Origin of the sequence: Apibacter adventoris (assembly GCF_002964975.1) — a bacterium.
Lineage (GTDB): Bacteria > Bacteroidota > Bacteroidia > Flavobacteriales > Weeksellaceae > Apibacter > Apibacter adventoris.
The window spans coordinates 118,712-138,287 of the sequence record NZ_PSZM01000036.1; the positions used below are offsets into that span (position 1 = coordinate 118,712).

16 protein-coding genes and 1 tRNA gene are annotated in these 19,576 nt (G+C 27.7%); 12 read left to right on the forward strand and 5 right to left on the reverse strand.

The features are described from left to right. The first annotated feature begins 4 nt into the window (after positions 1-4). The 3 genes from rsmI to C4S77_RS05585 all read left to right on the forward strand — a co-directional run bounded on the left by rsmI (position 5) and on the right by C4S77_RS05585 (position 1,197). Positions 5-679, forward strand: a complete 675-nt coding sequence (gene rsmI, locus C4S77_RS05575; protein ID WP_105246686.1) for a 16S rRNA (cytidine(1402)-2'-O)-methyltransferase — start codon at positions 5-7, stop codon at positions 677-679. After that, positions 676-1,095: an RrF2 family transcriptional regulator gene (locus C4S77_RS05580; protein ID WP_105192927.1), complete on the forward strand. Its 420-nt coding sequence runs from the start codon at positions 676-678 to the stop codon at positions 1,093-1,095. Before rsmI ends, C4S77_RS05580 begins: the two co-directional genes overlap by 4 nt. Positions 1,096-1,123: 28 nt before the next feature. Beyond that, positions 1,124-1,197 (forward strand) — tRNA-Ala (locus C4S77_RS05585). 297 nt (positions 1,198-1,494) lie between these two features. Here the strand turns inward: C4S77_RS05585 and C4S77_RS05590 are convergent. The 4 genes from C4S77_RS05590 to C4S77_RS05605 all read right to left on the reverse strand — a co-directional run bounded on the left by C4S77_RS05590 (position 1,495) and on the right by C4S77_RS05605 (position 4,613). Then, positions 1,495-2,379, reverse strand: coding sequence for a CPBP family intramembrane glutamic endopeptidase (locus tag C4S77_RS05590; RefSeq protein WP_105246688.1), 885 nt, complete (start codon positions 2,377-2,379; stop codon positions 1,495-1,497). A gap of 190 nt (positions 2,380-2,569) precedes the next feature. Continuing rightward, a complete protein-coding gene (locus C4S77_RS05595; RefSeq protein ID WP_105246690.1) occupies positions 2,570-3,166 on the reverse strand; it encodes a ribonuclease HII in 597 nt (198 codons plus the stop codon). Positions 3,167-3,207: 41 nt separating this feature from the next. Further along, complete coding sequence (locus tag C4S77_RS05600) at positions 3,208-3,978, reverse strand: C40 family peptidase (RefSeq protein ID WP_105246691.1); 771 nt, start codon at positions 3,976-3,978, stop codon at positions 3,208-3,210. Between the two features lie 2 nt (positions 3,979-3,980). Next, positions 3,981-4,613 (reverse strand): O-methyltransferase, encoded by a 633-nt coding sequence (locus C4S77_RS05605; RefSeq protein WP_105246693.1) that lies wholly within the window; start codon positions 4,611-4,613, stop codon positions 3,981-3,983. A gap of 383 nt (positions 4,614-4,996) precedes the next feature. Between C4S77_RS05605 and C4S77_RS05610 the strand changes: the two genes are divergently transcribed. Both C4S77_RS05610 and uvrA read left to right on the forward strand, forming a co-directional pair. Further along, positions 4,997-5,323 carry a YegP family protein gene (locus C4S77_RS05610; RefSeq protein WP_105192937.1) on the forward strand — a complete coding sequence of 109 codons (327 nt, stop codon included), beginning with the start codon at positions 4,997-4,999 and terminating at the stop codon, positions 5,321-5,323. Positions 5,324-5,531: 208 nt separating this feature from the next. Next, positions 5,532-8,324: an excinuclease ABC subunit UvrA gene (gene uvrA / locus C4S77_RS05615; protein ID WP_260209490.1), complete on the forward strand. Its 2,793-nt coding sequence runs from the start codon at positions 5,532-5,534 to the stop codon at positions 8,322-8,324. A gap of 353 nt (positions 8,325-8,677) precedes the next feature. On the opposite strand, the gene C4S77_RS05620 is transcribed toward uvrA, so the two are convergent. Continuing rightward, the gene (locus C4S77_RS05620) at positions 8,678-10,954 is read right to left on the reverse strand and encodes an aconitate hydratase (RefSeq protein WP_105246816.1); all 2,277 of its coding nucleotides are present in this window, start codon (positions 10,952-10,954) and stop codon (positions 8,678-8,680) included. A 432-nt stretch (positions 10,955-11,386) separates the two neighbouring features. Between C4S77_RS05620 and C4S77_RS05625 the strand changes: the two genes are divergently transcribed. Genes C4S77_RS05625 through C4S77_RS05655 form a run of 7 tightly spaced genes read left to right on the forward strand, consistent with a single transcriptional unit; the run spans position 11,387 to position 19,546 of the window. Beyond that, complete coding sequence (locus tag C4S77_RS05625; RefSeq protein WP_105246694.1) at positions 11,387-12,250, forward strand: decaprenyl-phosphate phosphoribosyltransferase; 864 nt, start codon at positions 11,387-11,389, stop codon at positions 12,248-12,250. A gap of 12 nt (positions 12,251-12,262) precedes the next feature. Beyond that, the gene (locus tag C4S77_RS05630; RefSeq protein WP_105246696.1) at positions 12,263-13,576 is read left to right on the forward strand and encodes an FAD-binding oxidoreductase; all 1,314 of its coding nucleotides are present in this window, start codon (positions 12,263-12,265) and stop codon (positions 13,574-13,576) included. Between the two features lie 16 nt (positions 13,577-13,592). Beyond that, positions 13,593-14,984 (forward strand): hypothetical protein, encoded by a 1,392-nt coding sequence (locus C4S77_RS05635; protein ID WP_105246698.1) that lies wholly within the window; start codon positions 13,593-13,595, stop codon positions 14,982-14,984. Positions 14,985-15,018: 34 nt separating this feature from the next. Continuing rightward, complete coding sequence (locus tag C4S77_RS05640; RefSeq protein WP_105246700.1) at positions 15,019-15,747, forward strand: SDR family NAD(P)-dependent oxidoreductase; 729 nt, start codon at positions 15,019-15,021, stop codon at positions 15,745-15,747. An 11-nt stretch (positions 15,748-15,758) separates the two neighbouring features. After that, complete coding sequence (locus tag C4S77_RS05645) at positions 15,759-17,345, forward strand: hypothetical protein (protein ID WP_146106051.1); 1,587 nt, start codon at positions 15,759-15,761, stop codon at positions 17,343-17,345. Positions 17,346-17,370: 25 nt separating this feature from the next. Further along, a complete protein-coding gene (locus C4S77_RS05650; protein ID WP_105246704.1) occupies positions 17,371-18,966 on the forward strand; it encodes a hypothetical protein in 1,596 nt (531 codons plus the stop codon). Then, positions 18,959-19,546, forward strand: coding sequence for an HAD-IB family phosphatase (locus C4S77_RS05655; RefSeq protein WP_105246706.1), 588 nt, complete (start codon positions 18,959-18,961; stop codon positions 19,544-19,546). The genes C4S77_RS05650 and C4S77_RS05655 overlap by 8 nt, the downstream gene beginning before the upstream one ends. The last annotated feature ends 30 nt before the right edge of the window (positions 19,547-19,576 follow it).

Here is a 19,576-nt window from a genome sequence, read left to right on the forward strand (position 1 = left end):
TTTGATGGGGGGAAAATTATATTTAATACCTACACCTATTGGAAATTTAGAAGATATTACGCTTAGAGCAATTCGTATATTACAAGAAGTAGACTTAATATTGGCAGAGGATACTCGTACTTCTGGAAAATTGCTTAAGCATTATGAAATACAAACCCCCATGCAATCCTATCATTTACATAATGAACATCAAAAAACTCATTTATATCTTAACTATATAGAAGAAGGTAAAAATATTGCAGTTATTACGGATGCTGGTACACCAGGAATTTCTGATCCGGGGTATATGCTAGTAAAGGCTTGTGTAGATAAAAATATTATAGTAGAATGTTTACCCGGAGCAACCGCATTTGTGCCGGCTTTAGTAGTATCAGGTCTTCCATCTCACGAATTTTTATTTGTTGGTTTTCTACCACAAAAAAAAGGAAGGCAGACTAAATTGAAAGATTTATCAGAAGAAAAAAGAACCATAATTTTATATGAAAGCCCGCATAAGATAATTAATACCTTAGAACAAATAGCCCTGTTGTTTGGAGCTGACAGGAGAATTAGTTTAAGTAGAGAAATCACTAAAATTTACGAAGAAACATTAAGGGGTGAAGTTTCTGTAATCTTAGAAAAATGCAAAGAAAAACCTTTGAAAGGAGAAATAGTTTTATTAATTGAAGGTAAAAAATGATTTCAAACCGATGTAAATATGCTTTAAAAGCTCTGATTTATATTGCTAAGCAAGATAAAGCAAAAAGCGTATTATCATCTGAAATATCAAAAGATGAAAATATTCCTAAAAAATTTCTGGAAAATATTTTAAGAGATTTGAAAAATGCCCAATTTTTAACCAGTAAAAGAGGGGCTAGGGGAGGGTATAAATTAAATAAAGAACCGGAAGAGGTTACTCTTATAGAAATTATCCGATTAATGGATGGTCCCATTGCCTTGTTGCCTTGCGTCTCGCTTATGTATCATCAAACGTGTGATACATGCATGACAGAAGAAACTTGTAGTATACGTAATGTATTTATTGAAGTGAGAGATGCTACTTTAGATATTTATCAAAAAACCACATTGGCGGGTTTGGTTAAAAAAGAAAAATAATATACATTTGCAACTTAAAATTTAAAGAGGGGCTGTAGCTCAGCTGGCTAGAGTGTTAGACTGGCAGTCTAAAGGTCGTGGGTTCGAGCCCCATCAGCTCCACTTTTTTTGCAAGGCAACAAATTGATAATCAATTTATTGCCTTTATTATTTCACTAATTCTTGGCTGAAAAATTTACGATTAAACTATTACTTTGATTTTTTTAATGAATGTAACCATTTAATTATAGGTTATTATTATAAAAATAAATGAAAATTTAGTAAAATTTATTTATATAAATTAAGTTTAAAAATTACCAGAAAAAGCTTTTTATAGTGGAGATTTAATTTATATGCAAAGTTATTTTTCGTTAATAAACTTAATTATGTTCTACAAAATATCAAAATAATAATTTATAATTAATTATGCATTTTTTGATTTTTAATGTTAAAGGCATAATCTATTATAAAAACAGTTAATACCGAAAGGATCATTAATACCCCTATAGGTCCAAATAAATCATTAAAGTTTATTTGTGTAAATACTAATGTTCGTGATGTTGCATTAAAACCTCCATGAAGAGCAGCAATAACAAATAGACATTTTGTGTTTTTTAATGCAAAAGAAAAATAAAAAGACATTGGTATACATAAGAATACCATCATTATTATTCCTAAAAAAGGATGTGATGGGTAATTATGGCCGCATAAGATTATAGGCGCATGCCATATGCCCCAAATAATACCAATTAAAACATTTTTTTTAAAAAAAGATAGGTTAATATTTTTTTCTAGAAACCCTCTCCAGCCAATTTCTTCACCCAATGCAATAATCCCATTTACAGAAATAGATGACAATAAACAAGAAATAAATGTCATGAGAATTAGAAAAAATAATAGATAATCTGTTTTTAAAAAAGAAGGTAGCTTTTTAATTATTTCAGGATCTAACTGGATATAATTAGTTACTAATCTTCCAAATACTTCAATTTCTAATACATTTCCTAATAAATACCCATAAGCCATAACTAAAATAGGAATAAATAAGTTCGTTATTAATAAATATTTAAAAGTTTGTTTCCAGTTAATATTTTTAAAATTTAATTGAAATTTTTCGGTTATTTCTAAAAACTTCTTTTTTTCTACTATAAATGCTACAATAGAAGGAGTAAGCATTAATAATATATAAAGAAAAAGTAGAAAAGGGTTAAAAGGATTTTGTGTTTTTGGGATATTCCACATTATTATACCTATTATCCCAGATAAAATATAACATATGGTTATAAATACAGTTACTTTTTTCATAAATATAAAAAATATAGTTAATTTTGTTTACAAACATACATTTTTTAAATCATAAATTAATTAAAAAATATTTATGTTTAAGTATTTAAGGATAATTTCTTTCTATTATAAAAATAACAAAAATATGTCTTTTATTTTTTAATTGGTTTTAATGTTTTTTTGTATTTATACTTATTTCAAAATATAAAATTTACATATCCAAAGATAGTTGAGTAGGAATAAGTTTAAAAGATTTTCTATGATAAGGAGTTATTCCATTATCAATAATAGCCTGTCTATGTTCAGCGGTAGGATATCCTTTATTTTTCTTCCATTGATATTGCGGATATTCACTATCTAAATTTGTCATTAATTGATCTCTATAATTTTTTGCTAATATAGAAGCTGCCGCTATATTCATATAATTAGCATCTCCTTTTACTGCACAAATAAAAGGAATTTCCTTATATTTTTTAAAACGATTCCCATCTACCACTAAAAAATCCGGTTTTTGAATGAGTTTTTCTAGGGCTTTATGCATGGCAAGAAAACTAGCGTTTAATATATTGATTTTATCAATTTCTTCTGGAGGTACTTCAGCAATAGCATAATCCAAAGCATTATTTTTAATAATTATATCTAGTTCAATTCTTTTTTTTTCACTTAGTTGTTTAGAGTCATTAATTAAAGGGTTAAAAAAATCTTTGGGTAATATAACTGCTGCAGCTACTACCGGACCAGCTAAGCAGCCCCTTCCTACCTCGTCTAAGGCAGCTTCATATGAAAAATTTGAATAACGTTTTTTCATATAATAAATATATGTTTTAGATCACTTAACAAATAAGAAAATTAAAATATTTTTCTAATAAAACGTAATTGATGTGTGTATCGGTTTATCTCAGAGTTAAAAATACCTGTATAATCTAAATTATCAATACGGACTTTTCCGTGTGCGTGTAAAATTTTTTGTTCAGGAAGAACAAAACCAACATGAATAATTTTCCCTTCAGAATTTTCAAAAAAAGCAAGATCACCCGGTTCAGATTCTTCTATAAAACTTAAAACTTCGCCTATTTCTGCCTGTTGATAGGCATCTCTTGGGAGTTTATACCCGCAAATTTTATATACCATTTGAGTAAATCCACTACAATCAATACCATAAGTAGATTTCCCTCCCCATAAATAAGGGGTATTTATATATTTAAAAGCAAAATCCAGAATTTTTTCTTTGGTTTGTTTGCCTTTGATTAAACTATCCTCAATAAAAAATTTTTTACTTTGTATCAATTGGAAAGTATCGGGTTCTTGTAAGGTATGGATTTCTGCGCCGATGGTTACAGGGAAAGGTTTATGATCATAGACCAATAAACCAAAAGGTTCTGAAATAAAAGAAGTTTCCTGAGATAAGGCACTATATTCAAGATCACTTAACATTAAAATTTGCTTAATATCTACCCATCCTTCATATCCATCAAAAATAATTTTAATTTTCACCCAATTTTTTAAAACTTCCAGAACCTCAACAAATTCGCCAAACAAAATTTGTGTAATCATTTCAGAAGTATCTGAGGGCTCTTTTCTTACGGGAGATACACTTACCTGGCAGATAGATTTACTCATACTTATTTCTTACGGATAATACTTATTCCATCTCTAATCGGTAAAATAACCACCTCTACGGAATCATTCAATTTTATCATTTTATTAAATTTTCGGATAGCCTCTGTTTTTTTATCCTTTGCATCTCCTACTACCTTGCCTTTCCATAATATATTATCGGCAAGAACTATTCCTCCTTTTTTTAATTTAGGCAATAGTATATTTATATAATCTGAATAAGATTCTTTATCTGCATCCAGAAAAACCAAATCAATACCATCTTCTATATTGGGAAGGATTTCTATAGCTTCTCCTATCTTGTAATTAATCAAATTGGAAAATTGAGACTGACGAAAATATTTCTCAGGTATATAAGAAGTTTCTAAATTTTTGTCTATTGTTATGATCTTTCCGTTTTTATTTAACCCTTCTGCGAGACATAGAGTAGAATAACCGGTAAATGTTCCCACCTCTACGATAAGATTGGGATTTATAATTTTAGAAATAATACTTAAAATTCTACCTTGTAGATATCCCGAAATCATATGGGGTTGTGTTGTCTTTTGGTATGTTTCTCGTCTTAGCTGAGCTAATATTTCAGGTTCATCTTCACTATTTTGTTCAATATATAATTCTAAATCTTTTGTAAGGTCCATTATTGTTTACTGTCTTTTATCACAAAATTAATTAAAAAAATAAGTAAATAAGTTTTTTAGTAAAAATAGTATTTCTTAAAAAGTAAATAAAGCTAAAAATATGTTTATAAACAAATTGTAATGATGTAAATAAAAATAAATAGCAAAGAAAGATGATTAAAAATATTTAAAGTTAAATTCTATTTAGAATAAGATAAAATCAAAACTTATAATGCCTTGAAAATAAAATGAAAAAGAAATTATCAAAGTGATTTTTTTAATAATAAAATGCATATACAGAATAGTAAACTAATTATTTAGATATATTAAAATTTGTTTTTTATAAAATTTTGGCATGATTTTTACTATGATTATGTCATATTAACACTAAAAAATAAAGAATTATGTTTGAAATTTTCAAAAACAATTCCGGTGCTTTTTGTTTTAGACTTAAGTCTAAAAATGGTGAAACAATCTTGGTAAGTGATGGATATACCCAAAAGACAAACTGTCAAAAAGGTATAGGTTCTGTAAAAAGAAATACTAAAAATGAAGATCGATTTGAATTTAAACAATCTTCTAATAAAAAATGGTATTTCAATCTAAAAGCTGGTAATGGACAATCTGTTTGTGTAGGAGAAAAATATGATAATGAATCTTCAGTGAAAAATGCTGCAAAATTAGCAATGAAAACAGCTCCAGTAGCAGAGATTATAGATTTGACCAAGTAAAAAAACAAATTGACTTTTTCATATAATAAGACCGGTTTTTTGCCGGTCTTTTGTTATTTAAAAAAATTGAAGATAATAGGTTGAAATTTATGATTTATTATCATTAAATTTTATCTGGAAATATTAAAAAAAAATATAAAAAAGTATTAATTTTTCTACCTTTGTTTTTTGTATATAACAGAAATTTACCATACATTAAAAAGAAGATTTGAAAACAAAAAATATAAAAACTACGGATATTGTATATATTAAAAATGCACACCTTCACAATTTAAAAAACATTAATGTATCCATACCGCAAAATAAATTGACAGTTATTACAGGAGTTTCAGGAAGCGGAAAATCAACCTTGGCTTTTGATACTTTATATGCAGAGGGACAACGACGGTATGTGGAAAGTTTAAGTTCTTATGCACGTCAGTTTTTAGGTAAGCTAGAAAAACCTCAGGTAGATGATATAAAAGGTTTGGCGCCTGCTATTGCTATACAACAAAAAGTTATTTCAGGAAATTCACGTTCTACAGTAGGAACTTCTACAGAAATTTATGATTATCTCCGATTGCTATTTTCAAGAGTCGGAAAAACCTATTCTCCGGTTTCAGGAGAAGAAGTTAAAAAAGATGAAGTTACAGATGTTATCAATTATATTACCCAATTACCGGAAGGAGGAAAATATATTTTATCCTCACCTTTAGAATGGGAAGATAAAAAATTTCCTGAATTATTAAAATTATTAAAAAGTCAGGGATATGTTAGATTAGAAGTAGGCGGTAGATTAATCACAATTGATGATTTAGAAAGTTTTGGTTTTATACCTGAAAAGGGAATTGAAATTAATTTAGTAATTGAAAGATTTTCTGTGGAATATGAAGATGAATTTTTACAACGTTTTGCAGATAGTGTGCAGACAGCTTTTTATGAAGGAAAAGGAATTTGTTTCATAAAAAATACAGAAACAGAAACCACTCGTACATTTTCTAATGCATTTGAAAGAGATGGCATTACCTTTTTAGAGCCTACAATACATTTTTTTAGTTTTAATAATCCTTATGGAGCTTGTCCTATGTGTGAAGGATATGGAAAAGTATTAGGTATTGATGAAGATTTAGTGATTACTAATAAAAATTTATCTTTATATGAAGATGCAATCTTATGTTGGAGAGGAGAAAAAATGAGTGAATGGAAAGATGAATTTATCAAGCAATCAGCAAAATATAAATTTCCGATTCATAAACCATATTTTGAATTAACCGAATCACAAAAGGAAATTTTATGGAAAGGAAATGGAGATAAAGATTTTCCATGTCTTAATAATTTTTTCAAAATGTTGGAAGAGAATACCTATAAGATACAATATAGAGTTATGCTTTCCCGCTATAGAGGAAGAACAATATGTCCGGAATGTAAAGGGAAACGTTTAAGACCAGAAACAAAATATGTGAAAATTAATGGATATTCTTTAACTGATTGGGTAGATATTCCATTAGATCAATTATATAAAATAATTCAAGATTTATCATTAGATTCATATCAAAAAAAAGTCTCTCAAAGACTATTATTTGAAATAAATAATCGACTGTCTTTTTTATTAGATGTTGGTTTAGGATATTTAACATTAAATAGGGCATCTAATACACTTTCTGGAGGAGAATCTCAGCGAATTAATCTTGCTACTTCTCTTGGGAGTAGTTTAGTAGGATCTATTTATATTTTAGATGAACCAAGCATCGGATTACACGGAAGGGATACAGAACGATTGATATCTGTCCTTAAACGATTACGAAATTTAGGTAATACCGTAGTAGTTGTTGAACATGACGAAGATATTATGAAAGCAGCAGATTATTTAGTAGATATAGGACCAAATGCAGGAAATTTAGGAGGAGAAGTAGTTTTTGAAGGTAATTTTAAAGATATGTTAAAAAACCATACGCTTACTTCGGACTATTTAAATGGAGATAAAAAGATAGAAGTCCCGGCTAAAAGAAGAAAAACCAAAGAATTTATTGAAATTACAGGAGCTCGTCAAAATAACTTAAAAGGAATAGATGTAAAATTGCCCTTACATTGCCTTACAGTGATTACCGGAGTCAGCGGTTCTGGAAAGAGTACTTTAATGAAAGATATACTAACTCCTGCACTTCAACGTAAATTAGGTTTAAGCGGTGATAAACCAGGAAGTTTCTCAGAACTTAAAGGAAATATTAAAGAAATTGAACATTTAGAGTTAGTAGATCAAAACCCTATAGGAAAATCTTCACGATCAAATCCTGCTACATATGTAAAAGCATTTGATGATATCCGTGATTTATTTGCAAAGCAAAAATTAAGTATACTAAATGGTTATAAACCCAAACATTTTTCTTTTAATGTTGAAGGTGGACGCTGTGAAACTTGCCAGGGAGAGGGGCATATTACCGTAGAAATGCAGTTTATGGCTGATATTGAACTGGAATGTGAAACTTGTCATGGAAAACGTTTTAAACAGGAAATTTTAGAAGTACAATATGAAGGCAAAAATATTGCGGATATATTAGAAATGACTATAGAAGAATCCATTGTTTTTTTTAAAAATAACAAACAAGATAAAATTGTAACAAAATTACAACCTTTAGAGGATGTAGGCCTAGGATATCTTCAGTTAGGTCAATCATCAGGAACACTTTCTGGAGGAGAAGCACAACGTATTAAACTGGCTTCTTTCCTTGTAAAAGGAAATGCTTCAGAAAAAACTCTGTTTATATTTGATGAACCAAGTACAGGTTTACATTTTGACGATATTAATAAATTATTAAAATCTTTTAATGCTCTTATAGAAAAAGGGCATAGTGTGATGGTTATTGAACACCACCCAGATATTATTAAATGTGCTGATTATGTTGTAGATATAGGGCCTGAAGCAGGGATAAATGGAGGGCAAGTTGTATTTTCAGGAACTCCTGAAGATTTAGTTAAATGTAAAAAATCTTATACCGGTTTATATTTAAAGGATAAACTTTAAATTTTATATTTTTAAAGAGAACAAACATAATGCAAGAATTAGGAAGGACATAGGAGTTTTATCAGTAATTCGTAGGACAGTTTCCATTATTTAAAGAATTCATCTTTAAAATGCCATAACTGTAATATTTTACATCTTGAAGTTTTGTTTTTAATAATTCTTTTGATGTCTTTTGAGATGGAATGTAATTTTATCTCGGTATAATAAGTTCATATTTTCAAAAGTAATTATTTTTCTGTCTTTATTAATTTATTATGTACGCAAAATTTTTTTCATGGCGTATATCAAAATCATATGCATCCATGAAATTTATAAGTCTATTAGGGGGCAGGCTTTTTTATATAAGATTAAATTTAGTTCTTTGGGACGGCTTCTTTTTGTTTAATTAAATTTAATGCAGAACCCGCTTTAAACCAATCTATTTGTGCTTGATTATAGGTATGGTTAACAAATATGTTTTCTTTGTTACCATTTGCATGAATCAATTCAATAGTTAGAGTTTTACTTGGAGCAAATTGGTCTAAATCCAAAAAATTAAAAGTATCATCTTCTAAAATTTTATTATAATCATCAGGATTAGAAAAAGTAATGGCTAACATTCCTTGTTTTTTAAGATTGGTTTCATGAATTCTTGCAAAAGATTTTACCAAAACAGCCCTTACTCCTAAATGACGCGGTTGCATGGCTGCATGTTCACGAGAAGAGCCCTCACCATAATTATTATCACCAACTATAATTGTTGGAATTCCGGCTGCTTTATATTTTCGTGCAGAGTCAGGAACAGGCATATATTCCCCATTTATTTCATTTTTCACTTTGTTGGTTTCCATATTAAAGGCATTCACAGCGCCTATTAATGTATTATTTGAAATATTATCTAAATGTCCTCTAAAACGAAGCCAAGGTCCTGCCATAGAAATATGATCTGTAGTGCATTTACCATAGGCTTTTATTAATAAACGAGCACCAGTTATATTTTTTCCATCCCAAGCAGGAAAGCTTTCTAGTAACTGTAAACGTTCAGAAGTTGGGGAAACAACTACATTAATATTAGAACCATCTTTAGCGGGAGCTACATATCCGGGATCTTCAACATCAAAACCTTTAGGAGGAAGTTCAAATCCCTGAGGCTCATCTAACATAACCTCTTCACCTTTTTCATTTTTTAATTTATCTTTTCTAGGGTCGAAGGCTAAATCCCCGGCTATAGCTAAAGCAGTTACCAATTCCGGAGAACTTACGAAGGCGTAAGTATTTGGGTTTCCATCGGCTCTTTTAGCAAAGTTCCGGTTAAATGAGTGTACAATAGTATTCTTTTCTTGTTTTTCTGATCCTTCTCTTGCCCATTGACCTATACATGGACCACAAGCATTTGCAAAAACTTTACCTCCAATTTTATTGAAAACGTCTAAATATCCATCTCTTTCTACAGTATATCGCACTAATTCGGAACCGGGAGTAATTGTATATTCTGCTTTTGGGAGTATTCCTTTGTCAGCCGCTTGTTTAGCTATAGATGCTGCCCTAGAAATATCTTCATAGGATGAGTTTGTACATGAACCTATCAGACCAACTTCAACTTTTAATGGCCAGCCATTTTTTTCTGCAACTTCTTTAATTTTAGAAATAGGAGTAGCAATATCGGGAGAAAAAGGACCATTAAGATGAGGTTCTAATTTATTTAGATCTAATTCGATTATTTGGTCAAAATATTTTGCAGGATCTTCATAGATTTCTTTATCTGCCCGAAGTTCATTTTTTATTTCATCTGCCAACTCAGCTATTTCAGTTCTATTTGTTCCCCTTAAATATCTGTTCATACTTTCATCATAGGCAAAAATAGACGTTGTAGCTCCGACTTCAGCTCCCATATTACATATAGTTCCTTTTCCTGTGCAAGAAAGGGATTCTGCTCCTTCACCAAAATATTCAATAATGCATCCTGTACCTCCTTTAACAGTTAATAATCCGGCCAATTCTAATATAATATCTTTCGGAGATGTCCAACCACTTAATTTTCCGCTTAATTTTACACCAATTAGTTTGGGAAATTTTAGTTCCCATGCCATTCCCGCCATAACATCTACTGCATCAGCTCCACCAACTCCTATAGCAATCATTCCTAGTCCTCCGGCATTTACTGTATGAGAGTCTGTACCTATCATCATACCACCAGGGAAAGCATAATTTTCTAAAATGACTTGATGAATAATTCCAGCTCCTGGTTTCCAAAATCCTATTCCATATTTGTTTGTAACAGATGCCAGAAAGTTGTATACTTCATTATTTTTATTTAACGCTTCTTGTAAATCTTTATCTGCGCCTACTCTTGCCTGTATTAAATGATCTGCATGAACGGTAGATGGAACTGCAACTTTTTTCTTTCCGGCTTGCATAAATTGCAATAAAGCCATTTGTGCAGTTGCATCCTGCATAGCTACACGGTCTGGAGCAAAATCAACATAGGATTCTCCTCTTTTAAAGTTTTCTGTTGCATCTTCTGCAAATAGATGTGCATATAAAACTTTTTCTGCATATGTTAGAGGTTTTCCAACTATGTTACGAGCTTTTTCTACTCTTGATTTATAGCGAGAATAAACCCCTTTAATCATATCTAAATCAAAAATCATAATGTGTTTATTTTTAATTAAGTCTATAATCATTAATTATATATATAGAAATTTATTTACAAAATTATTGTTGAGTATTTAGTAAATAAAAACATATAATTTCTTCGACACCTAATATACAATATAAATTTTGAAAATATGATAATTATCATTTTGAATTGAAAATTTATATTTATTCTAAATAATGAAATAATTAGTTTATTTAAATGTAAGATTTAGGAATTAATAAAAAATAATGTATATTTTAAAATATTTGTAGTTAATTTTTTACTTTTTTTGCAAAAAAAATGATATAATTATTTTTATTTATGTTTTTATTTTTAATCATATACGTATGTTAATTGATTTTATGTCATTTATTTATCATATGTAAGGGTTAGAAATGTAAAAAATACATAAATTTGTACCTTTATGATCTTAAAAAAAGTCTAAGTGCAGTATTTACAATTAATAAGAGTACATCAGTGGATAAAAAATGGATTTGTATTTCTTCCTATTTTTTTCGCTGGAGAATTATTAAATAGAGATTTGTTAATTAAATCTATAATAGCGTTCTTTTCGTTTTCTTTTATAGCAAGTTCTATCTATATAATTAATGATTATGTAGATATTGAAAAAGATAGAAAACATCCAGAAAAAAAAAATAGGCCATTAGCTAATGGTACAATTTCTAAAAAAGAAGCTGTGATTGTTTTTTTTATTTTGTTTTTCTTATCATACTTTTTTTGTTATTTATTGAAATCTACTTCAACTGTGATTATTATTACAATTTATTTTTTAATGAATTTAGCTTATAGTTTTAAGCTGAAGCATGTAGCGATTATAGATATAACAATAATCGCAGTGGGTTTTTTACTAAGAGTTTTTGCTGGTGGATATTCAACAGGTTTATTTATTTCTATATGGGCTATTTTATTAACGTTCTTCCTTGCATTAATTATGGGAATTGGAAAGAGAAGAGGAGAACTGTTAAATGCTCAATTAACAGGAGAAACTAGAAAATCTTTAGATGGATATAATTTACAATTTACAGATATTTCTATGACAGTAGTTTCTACTTGTTCTATTGTATGTTATATTATGTATACATTAGATCCTTTGGTGAAAAAAAATTTACATGAAGGCATAGTATATACAAGTTTTTTTGTTATCATTGGGGTATTACGTTATTTACAACTTAGCTTTGTCTATAATAAAACTGAATCTCCGACAAAAATTGTATATAAAGATATATTTATCCAAATTGATATAATATTATGGGTGTTAGTGATTTTTATTCTTAAATATTTAGCATAATAATTTTTAATAATGTTTAATAAACAAAAAGTAACAAACTGGGGTAAATATCCAGTGATTGAAACAAATTTAATTGAGACTTCCAATATTTCTAAAATAAGGAAATCTATTAAAGAAAGTTCAACTATAATTGCAAGAGGAAATGGGCGTTCTTATGGGGATAATTCTTTGAATAAAGATAATATTTTTTCGACTTTACGATTAAATAAATTTTTATCATTTGATAGAGAAAAAGGTATTTTTGAGTGTGAATCAGGGGTTATATTATCAGATATTTTAGATGTTATAGTGCCAGAAGGCTATTTTCTTCCTGTTACACCGGGAACTAAGTTAATAACAGTTGGAGGTGCTATTGGGGCTGACGTACATGGAAAGAATAATCATTCAGAAGGTTGTTTTGGAGATTATGTATTAGATTTTAATATAATAACTGAAAATGGTGAAATAAAAAAATGCTCAAAAACAGAAAACTCTGAATTATTTTGGAATACAATTGGAGGTATGGGGCTTACAGGCATTATTCTTTCTGCAAGATTTACCTTAAAAAAAGTACAAACAGCATATATAAAGCAAAAGGTTTTAAAAGCAGATAATTTGGAAGAGATTTTTGATTATTTTAATCAATTTAAAAATTATACGTACAGTGTGGCATGGATAGATTGTTTGCAAAAAGGGAATAAGCTGGGCAGATCTATACTAATGGTAGGAGAACATGCAAGGCTAACAGATCTACCAACTAAATGGAAAGGAGTACCGCTTAAGCCTAAAAAGAAACTTAAATTAAATGTCCCGTTTGATTTCCCCTCTTTTGTACTTAATACCTTCACGGTAAAAGCATTTAATTTTTTATATTATTTTAAACAGAGAAAAAAAATAATAGATAATGTGGTAGATTATGATACATTTTTTTATCCTTTAGATGCTATTAATAATTGGAATAGAATTTATGGAAAAAAAGGTTTTATACAATATCAATTTATTATACCTGAAGATGTTGGTAAAGAAGGAATGACAGAAATTTTGAAAACTATTGCTAAAAGTGGTCAAGGTTCTTTTTTAGCTGTATTAAAATTATATAAACAAAGTAGCCTAGAAGCCCATAATTCATTTCCTATTGACGGATATAGTTTAGCACTAGATTTTAAGATTAATAATAAGTTACCTGCACTTGTGAAGGAATTGGATGAAATTGTCGAAAATTATAAAGGAAGAATCTATCTAGCTAAAGATTCAATGTCTAAAAAATCCTTATTGGATTATGTAAAAGTACCAGAAACAGGAGTATTTAATTCGGTACAACATGAGAGAATAGAGAACTACATTTAAAAAGAAGTAAATCTTAATGAAAATAAATTATTTAAAATATTGGGTTTTATTCATTTTTGTAATATTAAAAACTGCTGTGCTTCCCTTTTTTCTCCCTTCTGGAGGAATAACATCAGATTCAGTAGATTATTTTAGAATAACCATTGGATTTCCTAAAATAGTAACAGATTTATTTCCATTAGGTTATCCTTTTCTTGTCAAAATATTTTACTATATAATCCCAGATTATTTTTATAGTACTAAAATTATTAATGTTTTAGGAATTTGTTTTATTGGTATTTTTTCTTACTATAAAAAATTTTTCTTTAAAGAAACAATTATACTTTTAACGTTCAAAATTTTTTCACTCTTTCTCTTTTCTTACTCTGAACCTCCATTTTTAGTATTGGAATATTTACTAGTATATTATATTTACCAATATTTTTCCGGAGAATTAAAGGGAATTAGATTTGTTTTTCCAGCCTCTGTTATAATGGTATGTATGTTTCTGGTAAGATATTCTGGAATATATATATATTTGGCTATTGGATTATACTTTTTATATTATACCATTAAAAATAAATTATTTAAAACTTTTTATTATAAAAGTTATTTTTATTTTTTAATATTTTCAGCAATAGGAATATTGGGATATATAGGATTTAACTATACACATTTTAACGATTTTATTGGAGAAAGTTCCAGAGGATTGCCTAATTATAATAACATATATACATTTTCACATGAAAATTTTTTAGGGGTTATTAACGTATTAAATCCCATATTATCAGTAAAAGTTACAGAATATAGTAGCTCTATAATGTTATTAATAGGTATAGTTTTAATTTTAATAGATATCTCTCTATTATTTATGTTCTTCATAGGATATAAAAAATTTTTTAAAAGAGAAGTTAGTAATTTTCATCAATTATTACTAACCATTGGAATAGTATATTTAGGGTGTATGGTTTTTTCTGAATACACGCAAAGAATCGAGATAATAAGTACAAGAATGATATGTGAATCTTCTTTTGTGTTATTTTTTTCTTTTCTTATATTATATTACAAATGTTTTCCTGCAAAAACCAAATGGTTATTTATATTGGGAGTAATTTCTTTATTGTATAGTATTATTGCAATTATAAAAACACCATCCAATTATTTGAAAAATAGAGAGAAGGTTGAATATGCTTTAAAGAAAAGGAAAGAAGTAAAATATTTTTATAGGGATTCAAATGGAGAAGATGGAAAAATGACTATAAAAATTCCTTTTATAGATAAAAAAATAGATTATACAAATGTAAATATAATATCAGGAAATTATAATTTATATATTGTTACAGGATTAGTACCTTCAATTAAATTAATTTCTAATGATAAAGATATAAAAGATAAAAATCAGATTTTATATAATTCTCAAATAAAATAAATAATTCGCATTTCTAAAAATAAAATTTGTTATAATGATAATATTAGGAGCAACATCAGATATTTCGCAAGCTTTTATAGATAAGGTTTTGTCAGAAAATGAAAAGAAATATCCTAAAATTTATTTAGTGACTTCTAGTTTTGATGAAACTCAGAGATTAGCACGCCATTTACAGGTTAAATATAAACAAGACACCGAAGTTATTCTTATGGACATAACTCAAACTATAGATTACTCTGTTTTTGACTCTATTGAAACAGACTTATTATTTTGTGCAGCAGGATTTTTAGGTAAAAATACAGAAGAAGGTTTATATGATGCTAATAATACTGAAAAAATTATTCAGATTAATTATCATGGATTAGTTCCGATAATCAATTATTGGGCACAAAGATTTGAAAAAGTCGGAAAAGGTACAATCATAGGATTGTCATCTGTAGCAGGATTAAGAGGAAGGCAAAGTAATTTTATTTACGGGAGTGCAAAAGCTGGTTTCATGGTTTATTTAGATGGACTAAGGAATTATCTATATCATAGAGGAGTTCATGTTATGACTGTTTTGCCTGGATTTATGAGTACAAAAATGACAGTAGGTCTTCCTCTTCCCAAATTATTAACCTCTTCACCAAAAAAAGCAGCTCAAATCATTTACAAGGCTTATAACAAAAAAAGAAATAAAATATATGTAAGTGGTATATGGTGGTACATAATGACTGTTATAAGGGTCATTCCTGAATTTATTTTTAAAAAAATGAGGATGTAAAAAATAATCCAATGAAAACAAAACTAATATGCTCTTTTATTCTTGCCTTATTATATTTAATAATTAATTATTATTATATCAAAGTATTTAATTTTGAAGAAGACGCCTACATCATGTTCAGATATGTAGAAATGTTCGTAAAAGGATACGGTATTACTTTTTATCCAGGAGGAGAACATTTAGAAGGAGCAACAGATTTTTTGTGGTTTATTCTCCTATCAATTTTAAATAAAGTCCATATAGATGTTGGAATAGCATCTATAATACTTAATGCATCTGGAGTTTTCCTTATAACCTATATTATGAGTGCAGTTGTATTAAATGTTCAGGATACAAGAACCGTAAAAATTTTATTTCCATTTTCATTTTTATGGATTTTATTTATTCCTATTTTTGCAGCTTTAGGAGGCTTTAGTGTATTTTTATATAGTTCTATTATTCTTCTTACTGTACATTTATTAAATAAAGAAGAAAAAATAAATTGGATCCCTATACTTTCCATTATAATATCTTTATTTCGCCCTGATGGAGTAATCTTTGGAGTATGTTTTACATTTATAGGGTTATATATATGTGTAAAAGAAAAAAGAAAACAGTATATTATAAATATGATGATAGCCCTTATCATTGGGATAATATACTTCACATGGAGATATACTTATTTTAGAGAATTACTTCCACTGCCATTATACGTTAAACAGTCTAATGATGTATGGTTAACTGTTAAATTGAACATAAAAGTTTTTTTCTCTTGGGGAAGCATAGCGGGAGTTACTTTATTCTTGATTTACTTTATACTACAAAAACCTCAAGACAAAAGAAAAATATTTCTATTATCTATTCCGATAATTATATTCTTTTCTATACTGATTTTTGTCTATCTATCTCAAAATGTATCATTCAGATTTCAAGCACCTGTTATGTATATAGGATATTATCTTATTTTAAACATGTTGATTAATCTCCTAAGATTTAAGATAAAGCATAAAAAATTATTAATTGGGTTATTTTATTTAGTAATTTTATTAACTACAATATCGACTATTAGAAATTTAGGGTGGAATTATATATATAATAGGTTTACTTATATGAATAATACATTTCCGATTCGGTTTTCAGAAAAAATATTGCATGATGGAGATGTTATTGCTCTTACAGAAGCTGGTAGATTACCATACTGGATAAATAAAAAAGTTCAAATAATAGATTTGGTAGGGTTAAATACTAAATACACAGCTAAAAATAAAACTACAAAACAATATATTGAAAAAGTAAACCCAGATATTATTATGGCCTTTATCAATACTACATATGAAGGAAATAAAAATGTATATTGGATAGAAGATCCTTACATTTTTAAAAACTCAATAAATATTAGTGGAATAGAAAAACACGATCAGGCCATGATAGCAGTAGAAAATTTTTTATTAGGCCACTGGAAGGAATATGATGTATTTTTTGTAAAGTTTTGGCATAGTTATCCTCATGTATATGCAATTAAAAAAAGTAAGAAAAAAAGTGATATATTATATAATTTATTAAATGAATCTTTTAACAATTATACATCTTATTTTGAATTAAAAAATCTTTTAAAATAGTGAAATATTTTAATATTTATTAACTATGAAGTTAAATTTAAAAAAAGGAATATATTCATTCTTAATTGCCATATTTTATGTGGTAATTAATATTTACTACATATCAAAAATGAATTTTGAAGAAGATGCCTACATCATGTTCAGATATGTAGAAATGTTTGTAAAAGGATATGGTATTACTTTTTATCCTGGAGGGGGACATTTAGAAGGAGCTACAGATTTTTTATGGTTTTTACTTTTATCTATATTAAATAAATGTTATATAGATACTGGAATAGCCTCTATTATACTTAATTCTCTAGGGGTATTCATAATAACTTATATTTTAACTTCGGTTATAATGAAATCTAAAGATAAAATAATAAGAAATATTTTGTTTCCGTTTTCTTTTTTATGGCTCTTAATTGTTCCTGTATTCGCAGCATTTGGTGGTTTTAGTGTTTTTTTATATAGCTCAATAATACTTCTCACTTTACATTTATTATATAAAAGAGTAAAAATAATTTGGATTCCTATATTATCTATAATAATAGCTTTATTTCGTCCGGATGGAGTTATATTAGGAATTTGTTTTACCATTTTGGGATTTTTTTTATCTGAAAAAAAGAATAGAAAATTATATTTTGTTAACGTATTTATTGCTGCAATAGTAGGAATATCTTACTTTTTATGGAGATATAATTATTTTGGAGAATTATTGCCTCTTCCTTTATACGTTAAACAGGCAACCAGTATTTGGAAAAGTTTTAAAATTAACATATATGATTTTACATCGGGAGCTGTAATAGTGGGGATTATATTATTTGTTATATGTTATATTTTGCAAAACAAACAAGAAAAAAAGAATATATTTTTATTAGAATTACCATCTATTATATTTTTTCTAACTATATCTTTAGCTCATCAATCTCAAAATATAGCCAGTAGATTTCAGGCTCCGGTTATATATATGGGTTATTATCTTATTATTGTGATGATAATAAATTTGTCTAAAAATAAAGGGAAATATAGGTTAGTATGTGTTGGCTTATTTTATGTGCTAATTCTTATTTCTCTTTGTAATAGTATTGCCCATATTTTATGGACATATGGTCATAGTAAAAGATCCTATATCAATGTATTTCCTTCAAAATTAGCAAAAAATATACTGGTAGACGGGAATACTTTAGCTGTTAGTGAAGCAGGAAGGATTCCCTATTGGGTAGATAAAAAAGTAAAAATAATTGATTTGGTGGGATTAAATACAAAGTATACTGCCAAAAATGAAATCACGGAATCATATATTGCTAAACTAGACCCTGAAGTAATTATGATATTTATACATAATACATTTAAGGGAACTCAAAATGTGTATAAAATATCTGATAGAAATTTAATTAATCGATATATTTATATAAATGGTAAGGGAAAAGAATATCAGGCAATGTTGGTTACCTCCAAATTTATATATGACCATTGGGATGAATATGATGTGTTTATGGTTAGATTTCTTGATTATTACCCTCATGTGTATGCCATAAAGAAAAGACTCAATAAAAGTGAATTAATGTTTAAATTGTTAAATGAATCTTTTAACGATTCTTCGTCCTATTGGGATTTAAAAATGAAAAAGAATGAATAGAAAATTATACTTATTTGATTTTGATGGAACCATAACCAATAAAGATACTTTGTTTGATTTTCTGAACTTTACTTTTCCTACTACGTATAATTCTGTTTTTATAAAATATATCCCATTATTTATAGCAACAAAGTTTAAATTGATAAAAGCAGAGGAAGTAAAGAGAAAATTTATAAACTCATTTTTAAAAAATAAGAATAAAGAAGAAATTGAAATTTTAGCAGATAATTACTTTGAAAATAGGAAAAACATTATTATTAGACCCGAAGCTTTAAAATATATAACAAACTTATCTAAAGAAGATAATAAATATATCGTTACTGCCTCTTTAGATTTATGGGTTAAACCTTTTGCAAATTATTTAGGACTTAGACTAATTTCAACAAAAGCAGATTTTGACGGTAATATATTTCATGGAAAATTTAAAACTCCAAACTGTAATTATAAAGAAAAAGTTGAACGGATTGTAAAAGAAATCCAATTATCACAATTTAATGAAATATATGCTTTTGGAGATACTAAAGGCGATAAATATATGTTAGAATTAGCCACACATCCCCATTTTAGGTATTTTGAATAATACACTTTAGAACAAAACAATTTTTGTTTC

Coding starts and splice junctions, on each gene's coding strand:
- rsmI (WP_105246686.1), top strand. CDS start 5: ATGGGGGGAAAATTATATTTAATACCTACACCTATTGGAAATTTAGAA.
- C4S77_RS05580 (WP_105192927.1), top strand. CDS start 676: ATGATTTCAAACCGATGTAAATATGCTTTAAAAGCTCTGATTTATATT.
- C4S77_RS05590 (WP_105246688.1), bottom strand. CDS start 2,379: ATGAAAAAAGTAACTGTATTTATAACCATATGTTATATTTTATCTGGG.
- C4S77_RS05595 (WP_105246690.1), bottom strand. CDS start 3,166: ATGAAAAAACGTTATTCAAATTTTTCATATGAAGCTGCCTTAGACGAG.
- C4S77_RS05600 (WP_105246691.1), bottom strand. CDS start 3,978: ATGAGTAAATCTATCTGCCAGGTAAGTGTATCTCCCGTAAGAAAAGAG.
- C4S77_RS05605 (WP_105246693.1), bottom strand. CDS start 4,613: ATGGACCTTACAAAAGATTTAGAATTATATATTGAACAAAATAGTGAA.
- C4S77_RS05610 (WP_105192937.1), top strand. CDS start 4,997: ATGTTTGAAATTTTCAAAAACAATTCCGGTGCTTTTTGTTTTAGACTT.
- C4S77_RS05620 (WP_105246816.1), bottom strand. CDS start 10,954: ATGATTTTTGATTTAGATATGATTAAAGGGGTTTATTCTCGCTATAAA.
- C4S77_RS05630 (WP_105246696.1), top strand. CDS start 12,263: ATGTTTAATAAACAAAAAGTAACAAACTGGGGTAAATATCCAGTGATT.
- C4S77_RS05635 (WP_105246698.1), top strand. CDS start 13,593: ATGAAAATAAATTATTTAAAATATTGGGTTTTATTCATTTTTGTAATA.
- C4S77_RS05640 (WP_105246700.1), top strand. CDS start 15,019: ATGATAATATTAGGAGCAACATCAGATATTTCGCAAGCTTTTATAGAT.
- C4S77_RS05645 (WP_146106051.1), top strand. CDS start 15,759: ATGAAAACAAAACTAATATGCTCTTTTATTCTTGCCTTATTATATTTA.
- C4S77_RS05650 (WP_105246704.1), top strand. CDS start 17,371: ATGAAGTTAAATTTAAAAAAAGGAATATATTCATTCTTAATTGCCATA.
- C4S77_RS05655 (WP_105246706.1), top strand. CDS start 18,959: ATGAATAGAAAATTATACTTATTTGATTTTGATGGAACCATAACCAAT.